Origin of the sequence: Aliivibrio fischeri (assembly GCA_038993745.2) — a bacterium.
Classification (GTDB): Bacteria; Pseudomonadota; Gammaproteobacteria; order Enterobacterales; family Vibrionaceae; genus Aliivibrio; species Aliivibrio fischeri_B.
Genome location: CP160630.1, coordinates 660,753 through 674,741 on the forward strand (window position 1 = coordinate 660,753; position 13,989 = coordinate 674,741).

Consider the following 13,989-nt stretch of genomic DNA (forward strand, 5'->3'; position numbering starts at 1 on the left):
ATAAAAATATCTTCTCACAACTACATACTTTCTTTAATTACAAGTAAAAGAGAATATAAATCACCCAATTGCTTTTTACGAGTATGCATAGAATCCGGTGTTAATTCATAGCCCTTTTCTACTTCTATACGTTCATCTAGCATATGAAGTAATTGTTGATAACTAGTACTCTCCAAATTATGAGCAATTTCATTACGTATCTTATTTAATACGTATACTTTTTTGAAAAGCCCACAATATACATTAGGATTAAACAAGTTTACAACCAACTTACGTTTACTTGAAAATGAATTATTTATCATTTTATTACTGATACTTGGTGATTTGAAAATTATTTCACCTAATAGCCTTTCAATACACAAATGCATTTTCAATATGTATATTTCAGTCACACCATTTAACTCAGGTTCGGTATGCCTTACCATTCCATAAGTGTTTAATAACATATTGTTTTTATAGTGAATATTTTCGTTCAAATGAAAGAGTTTCATATCTTACTTCATTAAGTTTATCGGATTTTTATAACGCCGCAATAACACGTGCGAACACCTTACTTTCCAAACCAATTATACTTCAAACCACAAACGCCGAGTGTAATTAGCATCGTGTTGATTGCTTTGTTATATTGCCTATTGATAAACAACATGAAATCGTTCCAATACAAGAACCATGTCCTCACTAGGCTTAATATTTAACTCTGAACATTCAGCAGCAAAGAAACGCCAATGAGCTTCACGCCACCATTTTAATGAACGGTCGCCCTCGCCTTCTGCATGAGCAAACTCAGCCGTAACTTCGTTATATTTACACGTTTCAACTGAATCTATTTCAATGATACAAATTGGGTTCCCATTCCAATCAACGACCACTTGTAAATGACCAACAGTTGGCATTGGTTCTTCACCAGATTCATACCAAACATTTAAGCTACAAGTTGCTGTCTTTTGACCAATTCGGATTAATTCTGCACATAAATTGGCATTATGCTCATCAGCGCAGAAATAGTCAGAACTGAATGATTGATATTTTTTACGCTCAGTTTCAGAAAGTGAACTTAGGTACTTATTCAAGTAGATTTGAGACTGTTCTTCCATGAAATCCTCTTAATTATTTTCGCAATATAACGCCTGCATAACACGTTTGCTACTATGCAAATTAAGCTCAAATTTACCACTTAATACAGTGAACTCAAAGAAACCTAGAATGCCGAATGTAGCAAATCGTGTTGATGCATTTGTTATGTTTCTGAATCAGGACCTTTTGTTAGCTTAAAACAAACAGGATCGTATTTATTTCCATAGCTAAAACGTAATTCTTGGATTTCTGAATGGTAAGTTATATTTTCTGGAAAACATTCCAGAACAATATTTGGATAACGATCTAAAATACTTGAAAGTTTATTTTCGCACCAGTTTAACACTTTGATATGTAAAGCTCGCCATGATTTTCCATACACCCCTTCACTAACCGGCTCCAGCCCTAGAACAAATAAAATATAAACCAACATTTCAACAGAATCGACATTCGGATTTTTTTCAATTTCCTTGATCTTATCGTAAATTAAATTATTAACTTTTGACAAAACAATGCAATCCTCATCCCGAATAAAACCGCTAGTACGGTAAAGCTCATCCCACACTATTCTTTTTTGAATAAACTTCCTGACTTTATAATCTGAGCTGATATTAGAGGCATATGTTATTGCTTCGAATAGCAAGCATGAGAGAAAATCGTCTACATAACGCTTACTAACTCCATTAACATTAATGGCACATGTTAATTTTGAAGTAGAATTAAAGAAGTTAGAAAGCTCCTGCATTGTTTTAAAAGAATCATGCCTATAGTTTAATTCATTACTACTATCGATATATTTTAAACTGTGAAAAATAGACTGAACTGTAAACTTTGGCCAATGAAGAAAACTGGTACTTTCATCTACGTCACTACTCTCAAGAAATGCTTTAATAGACATATTAAGCAAAAATAGGTAAGCTCGCCACTTTTCGTAATCTTGATCTGCATCATTAATATCTGGAGTTAGCAAAAAACTATAATTGTTAACTATTTTATAGTTATCATAGATACCACTACAAATTGGTTTAAATATACTAAAATAACTAGAAGAAAATTCGTTACTTTCACGATAAATAAATGATTCTCGATTATCAAGTGCACAGGTAATGAAATTCATAGACAATAGGCCCAAATCCATATTGAATTTTTCTTTTTCATTAGCTAATTCATATATCTTGCTAAAAAGTATTGGATGCTTATCAAGCATAATCCTACATATAAGTTTATCTGAAATTAGAGCTATAAGTGTATTAGCATATTTTTCTTCAATTTTTATATTCTGCTTGTCTATTTCTGATGCTAACTCTACTACCTCTTTGATTGAGTATAATATTTCATCTAGCATTACTGATATACTATCAGCATTTCTAGATATAAATATATTACCGACATAACCAACATATTTTTCTGCATTACGCCTACCAAATCGCGGAGGTTTAATAAATGCAAACCTTGCCCATAAAACAAAAACACTAAGATAAGTAAAAGCAAGGATTATCTGCAAGTCTTCAAATGTTACCGGACTGTCTTTTATAACCGGAAATCCTTTTAAGAGCCAGATTTCCATCATCAAACAAAAAATGCCAATAAAAGACATGACATAAAAACTACTTTTATGTAAATTAAATGGTGCTATATAACCTAAACTTATAACGAATATCAATTATATTCCAAGCTAATACCATTATAGCAAGACTAGCTAAGTATTCAGAAAACCCAAAAAACTTACCCGCTTCCGCATTGATCGTTTCAAAACATATATTATAAAAACAATTATCCACAAGTATTTAACCTCCCAGTTCAGACCGAAACATAACGCCTGCATAACACGTTTACTACTATGCGATTATACTTAATATTGACGCCTTAAAACGAGAAACACCCGACAACCTGAGATGCCGAGTGTAGTAAATCGTGTTGATGCATTTGTTATACCGTAAGACTTTCTGAGTACATTTTTCGGTATGAACGATGTTCTAAGTCCGTAGAACTTAGACCAAACTTACTTGCTAAAATAATCAGTTCAAACCGATAACTTTCAAGTAGGCTCTCATCGTCAGTCATTATGGCAAATTCAGCAAAATCACCTAACCCACTAAGAGTATCGACAGTAATATGAAATTCACCAACAAAGTAAATACTACGCGTTTTCTTCATGGCTAAAACAACATCATAGCCCATTGTATTAAGCATACTTTTCGCTTTATTGGCATCGGTGATATTCGTTGCTTCACAACGGTCAGCCTCTGGCCCTTTAACTATCCAAAGCTTAATTCCGGACGGTTCCATTTCACGAATACAAAGACTTTTATTTTCAGCCAAAAGTACTTGTTCAGGAGTATCAAAGTAACAATCTGATTCTAAGTTATCTTCAAGCATGACTTCATACGTCATTGAATTCAATATAGTTAAAAACTGAGATTTAGACTTCAACCTATATTTCAATTCAACTTCAAACTTACCTTCAAAATGTTCTGACATCGCATCACTACTTACTTAAAATGATAAAGAAGGCTAGATTAGCATGATAATTCACTTATTTCAGTTAACTACATTCGATTACGGTATAACGCCTGCATAACACGTTTGCTACTATGCAGACCAAACTGAATTTTACTGCCTTAATCACTGAACTAAAGACAAAATGACAACGCCGAGTGTAGCAAATCGTGTTGATGCATTTGTTATAAGCGTAGTGATTATTCAGATATTTTCTGTTCGATATGCCTACATGTTGGAAATGAACTACAACCCCAAAATTCATTGCCAACTGATTTACCCTTTTTAGCCACTTTAAGAACCATATTCGATGAACATTTAGGGCACTGTTTATCGGTGGAATCAAGTTCAAAACTAGGCATTTCAGGTTCAGCATTTGATAAAACACTTTGTAAACTGAGTCTGATACTTTCGATACTATAAGCTTGTTTAGCTGGTATACGAATAAGTGGGAAATAAGCCGATTCACAAGCGCTCTCTAAAAACTGGTCTCTAGACTTTCGTTTAGCATTATTATGAGAACTGTCGTCTAATTCGATTGCACAGATAACTGACAAGTCATCTTGATTACACAAAACAAAATCAAAGTGCTTAGCTGATATTTTATTAAACGCGATCTGCCATGCTGATTTTGTCATTCCTTTTTCAGGCGCAATAACATCAGCAACTCGAACTTTACCAAAAACTAGCACATTATCAGTAGCAACGGTTTGTTGTAGTACACCAAAAAATGAACGTTCTGCGGGAGTAAATAATGCCCCGAGTTGACGATAAGAATGTTCACTTTTAGTCGATGATTGGCTTAATTTAAGCTTAGTAATAAAAAACAAAACCAGAACAAAAATCAAAGCTATTATGATTAGAATTTCCACGATATCTCCATTAATTCAACCTTTTACTTCCATATCTTGGCCTAGTTTAAAATAACCAAGAAACCGCTGTAATTACCATTTCAATTTAAGCTTATAACGCCTGCATAACACGTTTGCTACCATGCAAATTAAACCCAAATTTACCACTTAACACGGTAAACTGAAAGAAACCTAGAATGCCGAATGTAGCAAATCGTGTTGATGCATTTGTTATATGCAAACAACCATTCTTACTATGAGGTCATTACTTTAATGCCAAAAATGGTAAACAATCCACCAGTGACATAATCCATAAACCCAGAGATGCGAGCATAAACGCTTTTAACTGATTCATGGGAAAACGCCGTAGCTAAGAATAAGTGCCAACTAAGCGTAATTGAAGCCATTGTTAGCATGATTGCTAATATCATCGTTGAACTCATGTTTTCAGGCATGGAAACACTGAATAAACTGACGACAAAGAAACCCGTTTTCGGATTTAAAATACTGGTGATAAAAGCTGAAATGAAAACCTTTCTTTTCGATGGTGATATCGTTTTATTGATTTCGGTTGACTCACCTAACCTTTTTATTTTTCGAGTTAGATAAATCTGACGCATTCCCAAATACAATAAATAACCGCCACCTACCATTTTCATTAAACCAAATAATTGAGGAAAATGAGAAAAGAGAATAACTAAGCCAGAGCCACCAAAAAACGACCACAGTAACGTCGCACAACTAACACCGAAAGCAGAAAAAGCCGCAATTTTACGGTCGTAATTAAGTGCAGTGTTAATCGTTAAAAGTACATTAGCACCAGGAGTCGCAACAGCTAACATCCAAATTAAAGCCACATGAAGAAGAACCAATAAATATTCCATTACCTACCATTCCAATAAATTAAGCAGTGAGCTTAAAAAAGCATATAACGCTTGCATAACACGTTTATTACCATGCAAACCAACCGAATTTAACCGCACTAATCACAAAACTAAAGGCAAACCCAGAACGCCGAGTGTAATAAATCGTGTTGATGCATTTGTTAGGCATATGCCAACCCACTATCAGTTTTTAGCTTGTATAAAACTCTAATGCCGCCTTTTCTAGTTTTCTCTTCACTAAATTCAAACAATTCTGTTTTAAGCATCAATGACTTTAATGATTTATGTTCCGTACTTTTACGAAGTGATTCCCACTCTTCGGGTTCATATTTTTTTAATAAATAACTAGCTGAATGCAATAAAGTCCAACCATCCTTTCTAGCTGTTTCCTTTGCAATTTTAGTAAGCATAAGTACCAAACTATTTAACCGTAAAACTTGAATTATTAGCTCTTGCTTATAGGCATCTGAAGAAATAAATTCCGACATTGTTTTTTTACCGTCTGCTAATGCTTTAATAAAAGACTGAGTCGCATTGATTTCTGAACGTATATGCTCACATTGTATATCTAGCCTTTTGCTAATGTGTTCACAGCTATCAATCGATTTTAAATCAAGCTCAAGAAGTAAATGATGAACTAATTTATTCCTTTCTTGAACTAATTTGGATAATGATTCTTTTTTATTTAAATAAAAATCCTCATTATCAATCCAAAATTTGAAAGATATATAAGGTTCTTCATGGTCATCAGCACTTCTTATACTTTCGTTTTGACTCTTATTCTCTATAAACTGTCCAACTAATTGCCCCATCGTTTGTCTACTTATGGAAGCTTTTTTAAATTCAATAATATCTTGCAGTTCACTTATACGGCCATCAATTTCCCGAAATGTAAGAACATACTTCAATAACCCTTCAAGCTGTTGAAATAAAATGATATTTCGACCTATTTTCCTTTGTACTTCACTAATTAAATCGGTTAATAGCATATTTACTCCATGTGCCTAACGCCTGCATAACACGTTTACTACTATGCAATTATACTTAATATTGACGCCTTAAAACGAGAAACACTCGGCAAACTGAGATTGCCGAGTGTAGTAAATCGTGTTGATGCATTTGTTATGTCCGTTATTTAAAGTGGTTCTGCTTTTTTTTCGTCAACTGATTCATTACCTTGCAATGGTGGTAAATTAACGACGTACATTGGCAGAGGTCGTTCACCTGAAACCACCTTCTCAATGCCCGTAAGAACGTTTAATTGGCTTTGCTCATAATCTCCATGCGCCTTAGGTCTATAACAATCACGTTCTAACTGTACTTTATCGTAGTCATAAGATAAACACTGTGACATTGCATATATAAGCTCAACGAATAGTTCATCATTTTTCTTAAACCAAGGTTCAAGTGAATCATATTCTGATTGACGATTTAAATGGCTATTATACATTTTCCAAGCATGAGTTACGGCTTGCTCTTTCTTCGTTTGATACTTTGTCCTTATGATTGGTAAAACTCGTCCATAGAATTCAATATCTATCATATTCAGTGATTGTACATGTTCCTTATGTAATCGTTCAGCACGAGTAGACATCAAAGTTCGAAAAATTCGCATTCGCCTTTCACGTTTTTCACTCAGGCTTTCAACAAGTTTCTGAGCCTGAACGGCCAAAATCGGCCCTAAAACAACCGCTGCCGTCATGATGATATCTTTATTATCCATATTGATGGATTCAAACATTTCTTATACTCCAAACTCATTTTAATCGATGAGAACATAACGCCTGCATAACACGTTTGCTACTATGCAATCATACCTAAAATTGATGCCTTAAAACGAGAAACACCCGACAACCTAAGATGCCGAGTGTAGTAAATCGTGTTGATGCATTTGTTATGTGCGTACGATACATGAAATTTAGTAAAAATGCATAGAAAAACAATCAGTTTACCTATTGTTTGATTGAAGATAAAAAACTATGATTTAACACAGTATTAAACATTAGTCATCGGGATATATTCATGCTAATTGCTAGGTTTTACTTCGTTACATTTTTAGCTATCGCTTTTTTGGGTTCGTGGACAACAAGCGCAGATCCTGGTTCAGCATTAGATATGCCGCCGCCATTAATAGCTGGCATATCATCAGTAGTATTTATTTTCATGACAATAGCCCTTTTTAGCCAAAGTTTAAACACTAACCTCTTAAAAGATTATCAATTGAAAATAATATCTTTCAGCTATTTTGCTGTCTCATTCTATTCTTGGATTGCTCCTATTTATAAATACTGGGATCAAGCTGCTTTTGAGATCTGGGGTTGGGGATTACTAATTCTGATATTTATCGATTTAGGTGCAAGTATTACAATATTAAAAGGAAATAGAAAATGTCATTAGCTAACCTTAAACAGTTTAGCCCTCTGTCATCTTTAATTAGCTTGGCGTATAAAGAATTTCAAAATAAACAAAGCTCAGATAAGTTTTATCGAGCTAATGTACCATTAATAAAATTGGCCATTGAAGAAGGATTTACTTTACAGGATAAAATGCTTCGTGATTCAGTTGACGCATTAGAAAGTCTAGCCCCATTTGGAGCAAGAAGAAGTAACTTTGAAAGACGTTACTTAATCGACGAAAGAACTATTTTAGACCTACCAAATGATCCAGACAAATTAGCATATGGGTATTGGTGGTAATAAATATTAAGACCGTAATTTCGCGGTCTTAATTGCACATAACGCCTGCATAACACGTTTACTACTAAGCAATTATACTTAATATTGACACCCTAAAACGAGAAACACCCGACAACCTGAGATGCCGAGTGTAGTAAATCGTGTTGATGCATTTGTTATAACTACGCTTTTGATGATGCTGATTCTATATGGTTTACAGCTGCACCTAATACAAAATGACAAAAAGTAGCCATTATAAATAATGTAAATTGAGTTTTACCTAAACCATCACTTGGTATTACCAACATTAAAATATTAATAACCACATTAACGACTAACCCAAATGCGACCAAGATCGTTAAATAAAAACTAATTGCTGATGTTTTTTTGGGTCTATGTGTTTTAGCTAATGCTGTAGCTAATTTAACAATAAGCTGTCCATAAACAATTGTTGCAGCAATCCCCCAATCAGGAAGCATGTAAAAACTACCCACAGCTCCTTGAGCATTCCGCACAATAAGAATTATGATAAATGGTAATATAACAAAAACATAATCAGCTATTAATGCCAACATGTTACCGCTAGTATTTTTCACGATCTTTTTGCGCCTCTTGAATGAGAAACTGCACCTCTTTACCTTTAATTACTTTCTCAACATGCAAGACTTTATAATTTCTATTTGTAAATGATTTTGCATTTTTAAGTTTACAAGCGTCATAGCTAATAAAAGCGATTAAAGCATCACCTGGGTCCAAATGCCCTAACTCACATTTTTGATAGCGTGATAACCATTCTTTATGCTCAATTGATGCAGAAAAGACAGTATTTCTTTCTACACTTTTAAAGTCCCATTGTGAATCACCTAGAAATTCAGGTTTCTTAACTAGCAATGTTTCTGTTCTTTTGACCGTCGTCGAATGCTCCACAAACAAATCATCGACATCTTTATCAAACCTAACTTTTGTATTCAAATAAACAACATTTGAGCTTGCTGGCGTTTGGATATCGATAGTTTCACCATCAACTAATAATTCAGATGCTTGACACAATTTTTTAATATCTTTTGCATATTGATACCTATCAATATTAATTTGATTTGGAAATTCAACTTTATCCTGAGTCATCAAATCATCTTCAATTTTACAAACTGACTTATCAATACTTTCTTCAGAATCAAATTCATCAAGCCCAACCATCGAATTAGCTATTAGGCGTGGAATAGAGCCAATTGCTTCAGCAATTAGTTTTATTTTTGAGCCACATTTGATTACGCTTTTTAATGAACCAGTCTCAACAGCAGAAAGTTCATAAGTAAAATTTAGATCTGCATCTACGGCTTTACCTACTGTATAGGTTAGTGATTCAAATGCGGAGACATACGCAGCCATAGCTAAAAAGACGCGTTCTGGCTTCCCTACGCAAGGCTTGTAATCCAGCCTTATTTCAAATGACTCTTCGTACAATTTATACTCCTAATGACAAATTAAAAAAGTAGTTATAACGCCTGCATAACACGTTTACTACTATGCAATTATACTTAAAATTGACGCCCTAAAACGAGAAACACCCGACAACCTGAGATGCCGAGTGTAGTAAATCGTGTTGATGCATTTGTTAACAAGCAATTATCTACCTAGCTTTATAAGCTATTAAAGCTTGCTGCAACCAAGAATCTTGTTCCTTGATATTTTTAATCACCCAATTAATGAATTTAGCTGAATACCTGTGAATATCAGTATAATTATGATACTCAGAATTATTATTTGCTTTAATTTTATGTTTATAACAGATAGCTTGAAAAGAGTGTTGATTTAATACTACCTTTGATTGCTCTCTATTCATTTGTTCAATAGCAGCCTTTGTTGTAAAAGGATGCGTTGTATTTAAATCTTTAGCTTGAGTGATAATAACTGCTTGTTGACCATTATCACCCACACTCAGAGTTAAATCGGCCTGACTTGGATTTTTTGTTAAAGCTAATTTATAGTCAATTGAGATAGAGTATTTATCTGAGCCAATCTCTTTACTTGTACTTTCAAATTGCTTTAAAAAGTTAGTAACCTCTACAGCTGTTATATCACCATATGATTCTTTTATGATACCGATTTCAGGATCAGGGCCATCTAACACCAAACTTAACATGCCAACACTCTGGCCAGCTAAAGGAGAATTCCCCATTTGATTTCGATAACGTTCTTGATAATTTAAAACGTTGGCTTGAAATAATCTTGAAAGTTGAGGCTGTAATTCTGGAATCAGAAGGTGTGTCGCATGATCTCGTAGCTGTATTAGTGTCTCTATATTTAATTTTACAGGATCATTATTTTGCAACCTCAATGGTAAAGAATCAGATATCGAAATACTTTTCCCATTTTTATAAAATACTTTCTCCTCACCTAAAGCTTCCAAAATCTCAGCTTTCAAAAATAACTCCCAAGCGTTTACCATCATAATAGTAAATGCCTCAATCCTATTACATAGGCTAGGTCGGTTATACATTTCTAAAGCTAATGTAAATGCATCTAAACTTCTTTTTATCAACTTCTGATACATTTTCTCATTTGGCGATAATTTACGCGCAGAAGTACTTTGTGACATTAAGCGAATAAATTCATCATTAGAAACTTTAGAAAGTCCTTCTGATACCCATCCTCCATGTTCAGATTTAAAAATATAGGAACCTTTTAATTTCTCACTTATATATTTCCCAACACTTTTAGGGTTGTAACCTGTTGCTATTGCCGCATCTTGATATGTAAAGCTTTGCGCTTTATCTTCTTGTTCTCGAAAAAAGTCGAGCAAAAGTATTCTTTTATCTTTTCTAGCCATAATCAATATACCCTACTATTGCTTGTTAACGCCTGCATAACACGTTTGCTACCATGCAGATTAAGCTCAAATTTACCACTTAACACGGTAAACTCAAAGAAACCTAGAATGCCGAATGTAGCAAATCGTGTTGATGCATTTGTTATACGTGTCTACTTTAGTTTGAATAAGCACATATACAAAACTTAATATAACTTACAGCTCATCACAGATAAAACAGTACAAGAGGTATGAACAAAAAAAGAGCTCGATGACTGGAATCGAGCCCTGAACGTGAAATGCTTGTCTACAGCAACACAAAATTAGTGAGGAGTTCTAGTTTATTACTGGAATCACTCCCAACCAACTGTAAAATAAGACAGGTTTGTTTTTAATGCTCCATCCTTTTAATAAAGTAAAACTCTCAATATCTCTGCACAAAAAAAAGGACTCATTGGCTAGAATTGAGTCCCAGAAGTGAAATGCTTGTCTACAGCCACACATAAATAAGTAGTGACTACGATTTTATTACATTGAAATTGCCTTACTAACTGTAAAATCAGGTAGGTTACTATTAAATATTTACAATTTGGACGTCGTTGATTTCGTATAACGCCTGCATAACACGTTTGCTACTATACAGACCTAGCTGAATTTTAACGCCTTAATCACTGAAACTAAAGGCAAACTGACAACGCCGAGTGTAGCAAATCGTGTTGATGCATTTGTTATACAATCATTTTGCGACAGACTTAACATTAATATTCATTGACACAATAGATGAACGAGAGCACTGTATGCAAACACATGCATGTACATAAAAACAGCGTTAAAAATGGAGATAAAACATGAAAAAAAATAATATTATAGATAACAGTGAGAACCCTACTAAATCTACAAAGCTAGAAAGAATAAGATATTGTATTTTCTTCGGTTCATTTTATGTCTATTTATCTGGAGCTTTATATTTCTATGGCTATATGGGAAAGCTAGGGTTTAAAGGAGCCTCTCTTGACAGTATATTCTCACCTCTAGTATTTTCTCAATATTTTTTCAGTGAAATTTTCACTAAAGCATTTATCATTCAAGGTGCTAACCTTTTATTGTTTCCTTTAGACAATTCTTTAATTATCACTTCTTTATTAATATTATTCGCTATTGCTATTAAATTAAAAGTTCTAGATAAACTATCATTAAAAATGACTTCTATTGCAAATAACTTAAAGAACCCAGAAAAGTCATTTATTCAAAGAAACCCAATTATAAGCGCATTTTTAGCATTTCCAGTTGTATATTTAGGGCAAGCAGCAAGTTTCATTTTATTTCTTTTCTTATCTATATTTATAATGCTACCACTTTACATTCCATATAATGCTGGTGCAATTTCAGCAAAAAACATGACCGAAACAAATAATGGCATGGTGTGTAATGGATTTAATTGGAATGAAGATAAATATAAAAATGAAGACATTATCTTGAGTTGCGAGCGAATTAGAGTAAATAAGAATGGGGACAATATATCAGGTACTGTTATCCATTCAGATTCAAAATACTTGTACGTAAACACAAATCATTTGTTATTACGAGTTAAAGATGAAAATGTTGTCACATGTACAAATAAGCAACGAAATCAGATGAAAAAAGAAGCAACAATAGAAAACCTTGGTGAGAACTCATTCAAAAATTGTAATGAATTATACTTAGCTATGGACTCAAAATAATGCTTGTATAACGCCTGCATAACACGTTTGCTACGATACAGGCCTAGCTGAATTTTAACGCCTTAATCACTGAAACTAAAGGTAAACTGACAACGCCGAGTGTAGCAAGTCGTGTTGATGCATTTGTTATGCGTATTATTCGATGGTGAATATTACGACTAAACGGACTATATCAGTCCGAATTTTTTCATTGCATTCTTTACAACCAAGATTTTTTCTTCTGGGCATGGATATTTTCTCTCCGTTGATGATAGACGATTGGGAGCTTGTTTCATTTTAATCCCATTCAATTCTTTTATATGAGCTATCCAACAACTTTTAACTGAAAAGTTATATTTTCTTTTCACGTATTCCTGTACTTTTTTATAAGTCATATTCCCATTTCCAAATTTAATGAATGCATCCAATTAAAGTAGCATGGTGATAAAAATAATACTTTGATGCAGAAATAAAATGCATAGCTCACTATTTGAAGTCTGTGCGATTACTCAAAAAAATATATCGCTAAGAATGATAGAAAATGAAATGTTACCGAAACGCATAACGCCTGCATAACACGTTTGCTACCATGCAGATTAAACTTAAATTTACCACTTAATGCGGTAAACCCAAAGAAATCTAGAATGCCGAATGTAGCAAATCGTGTTGATGCATTTGTTATATTTTTTAACAGAACCATTGCTGCAGTTTCTGATTTGGTTGAATTCCCTCGATGTCCCCCATTAAAACTATAGCGTCAGAGTTTAGTCCATTTAATGAAGGGCCAAATAATCCACGAATAGCACCAGAACGATGTAAGACGACATAAAATCGGTCATGAAACTTCAGTTTGGGCGAATAATCCTTAAGAGTGATATTTTTATAATTTTTTTTCAAAAACCTATGAAGTAACGTTCTTGAGTTCTTAGTTCCCCGTTTAGGTGATGGCGTCATTCGCAATATAAATGAATCATCCTTGCTCAACCCTAATGCACTAAGATAATCCAATAAGTTGTGATATCCGCCATCTTTACCATCCTCACTAACATCAGAATATATATAGGGGTCTGTCAATATAATCTCTCTGGGCATGTCAGAATTTGGGTGAGTCTGTTTAACTAAATTTAAGAAACTATCTTTCGGTGGTTTAGCTTTCGGTCCTCCGGCTGCAACTTGTAAATTTAACAAACCTGAACCATCTGATTGAATACTTTGACTAGAAGTTTTCATTGGACAATTAGGAGCCCTACATTCTTGCCCTTGTTGGGGGATATAAACCTCGTTATCTAACTCATTACGAATCCATTCATGTAAAGCTTCAATAATCGACTCAGGATCGTAAAATCTATGCCATATAAAAGGATATTCATGAAGTACTCGATCATATTTAATGATATCGAAAGGTGATTTGAATAACTCAGGTAACTCTTTTTTCAACTCTTCTACATCTGACTTTCTAGCTTTTAAACCTAACGAAAACCTTATAAACCAACTCAT

General features: G+C 33.8%; 16 protein-coding genes. 3 read left to right on the forward strand and 13 right to left on the reverse strand.

Going from position 1 to position 13,989, the window contains the following annotated elements; genetic code table 11:
• Positions 1-20: 20 nt before the first annotated feature.
• From AAFX60_017070 to AAFX60_017105, 8 genes are all read right to left on the reverse strand, one after another.
• Positions 21-491 (reverse strand): hypothetical protein, encoded by a 471-nt coding sequence (locus AAFX60_017070; protein XDF80089.1) that lies wholly within the window; start codon positions 489-491, stop codon positions 21-23.
• Positions 492-629: 138 nt separating this feature from the next.
• Entirely contained in the window at positions 630-1,094 is a 465-nt protein-coding gene (locus AAFX60_017075; protein XDF80090.1) for an ASCH domain-containing protein, read from the reverse strand.
• A 143-nt stretch (positions 1,095-1,237) separates the two neighbouring features.
• On the reverse strand, positions 1,238-2,671 hold the full coding sequence (locus AAFX60_017080; GenBank protein ID XDF80091.1) for a hypothetical protein: 1,434 nt from the start codon (positions 2,669-2,671) through the stop codon (positions 1,238-1,240).
• A 332-nt stretch (positions 2,672-3,003) separates the two neighbouring features.
• Positions 3,004-3,555, reverse strand: a complete 552-nt coding sequence (gene cyaB, locus AAFX60_017085; protein ID XDF80092.1) for a class IV adenylate cyclase — start codon at positions 3,553-3,555, stop codon at positions 3,004-3,006.
• Positions 3,556-3,773: 218 nt separating this feature from the next.
• Positions 3,774-4,445: a DUF2726 domain-containing protein gene (locus AAFX60_017090; GenBank protein ID XDF80093.1), complete on the reverse strand. Its 672-nt coding sequence runs from the start codon at positions 4,443-4,445 to the stop codon at positions 3,774-3,776.
• A 233-nt stretch (positions 4,446-4,678) separates the two neighbouring features.
• Entirely contained in the window at positions 4,679-5,308 is a 630-nt protein-coding gene (locus AAFX60_017095) for a LysE family transporter (protein ID XDF80094.1), read from the reverse strand.
• A gap of 161 nt (positions 5,309-5,469) precedes the next feature.
• A complete protein-coding gene (locus AAFX60_017100) occupies positions 5,470-6,297 on the reverse strand; it encodes a hypothetical protein (protein XDF80095.1) in 828 nt (275 codons plus the stop codon).
• Between the two features lie 146 nt (positions 6,298-6,443).
• Complete coding sequence (locus tag AAFX60_017105; GenBank protein XDF80096.1) at positions 6,444-7,049, reverse strand: DUF6680 family protein; 606 nt, start codon at positions 7,047-7,049, stop codon at positions 6,444-6,446.
• Between the two features lie 281 nt (positions 7,050-7,330).
• On the opposite strand from AAFX60_017105, the gene AAFX60_017110 reads away from it, so the two are divergent.
• The gene (locus AAFX60_017110; protein ID XDF80097.1) at positions 7,331-7,705 is read left to right on the forward strand and encodes a hypothetical protein; all 375 of its coding nucleotides are present in this window, start codon (positions 7,331-7,333) and stop codon (positions 7,703-7,705) included.
• Positions 7,696-8,004: a hypothetical protein gene (locus AAFX60_017115; protein XDF80098.1), complete on the forward strand. Its 309-nt coding sequence runs from the start codon at positions 7,696-7,698 to the stop codon at positions 8,002-8,004. The genes AAFX60_017110 and AAFX60_017115 overlap by 10 nt, the downstream gene beginning before the upstream one ends.
• A 161-nt stretch (positions 8,005-8,165) precedes the next feature.
• Here the strand turns inward: AAFX60_017115 and AAFX60_017120 are convergent, their stop codons facing one another.
• The 3 genes from AAFX60_017120 to AAFX60_017130 form a co-directional block, all read right to left on the reverse strand.
• Positions 8,166-8,579 carry a hypothetical protein gene (locus AAFX60_017120; protein XDF80099.1) on the reverse strand — a complete coding sequence of 138 codons (414 nt, stop codon included), beginning with the start codon at positions 8,577-8,579 and terminating at the stop codon, positions 8,166-8,168.
• Positions 8,566-9,447 carry a hypothetical protein gene (locus AAFX60_017125; GenBank protein XDF80100.1) on the reverse strand — a complete coding sequence of 294 codons (882 nt, stop codon included), beginning with the start codon at positions 9,445-9,447 and terminating at the stop codon, positions 8,566-8,568. Before AAFX60_017125 ends, AAFX60_017120 begins: the two co-directional genes overlap by 14 nt.
• Before the next feature lie 166 nt (positions 9,448-9,613).
• Positions 9,614-10,813, reverse strand: a complete 1,200-nt coding sequence (locus tag AAFX60_017130) for a DUF3644 domain-containing protein (protein ID XDF80101.1) — start codon at positions 10,811-10,813, stop codon at positions 9,614-9,616.
• A gap of 827 nt (positions 10,814-11,640) precedes the next feature.
• On the opposite strand from AAFX60_017130, the gene AAFX60_017135 reads away from it, so the two are divergent.
• Complete coding sequence (locus AAFX60_017135; GenBank protein ID XDF80102.1) at positions 11,641-12,513, forward strand: hypothetical protein; 873 nt, start codon at positions 11,641-11,643, stop codon at positions 12,511-12,513.
• 167 nt (positions 12,514-12,680) lie between these two features.
• Here the strand turns inward: AAFX60_017135 and AAFX60_017140 are convergent, their stop codons facing one another.
• Together AAFX60_017140 and AAFX60_017145 are read right to left on the reverse strand one after the other, a co-directional pair.
• Positions 12,681-12,887, reverse strand: a complete 207-nt coding sequence (locus tag AAFX60_017140; GenBank protein ID XDF80103.1) for a hypothetical protein — start codon at positions 12,885-12,887, stop codon at positions 12,681-12,683.
• Positions 12,888-13,179: 292 nt separating this feature from the next.
• Complete coding sequence (locus tag AAFX60_017145) at positions 13,180-13,989, reverse strand: hypothetical protein (GenBank protein XDF80104.1); 810 nt, start codon at positions 13,987-13,989, stop codon at positions 13,180-13,182.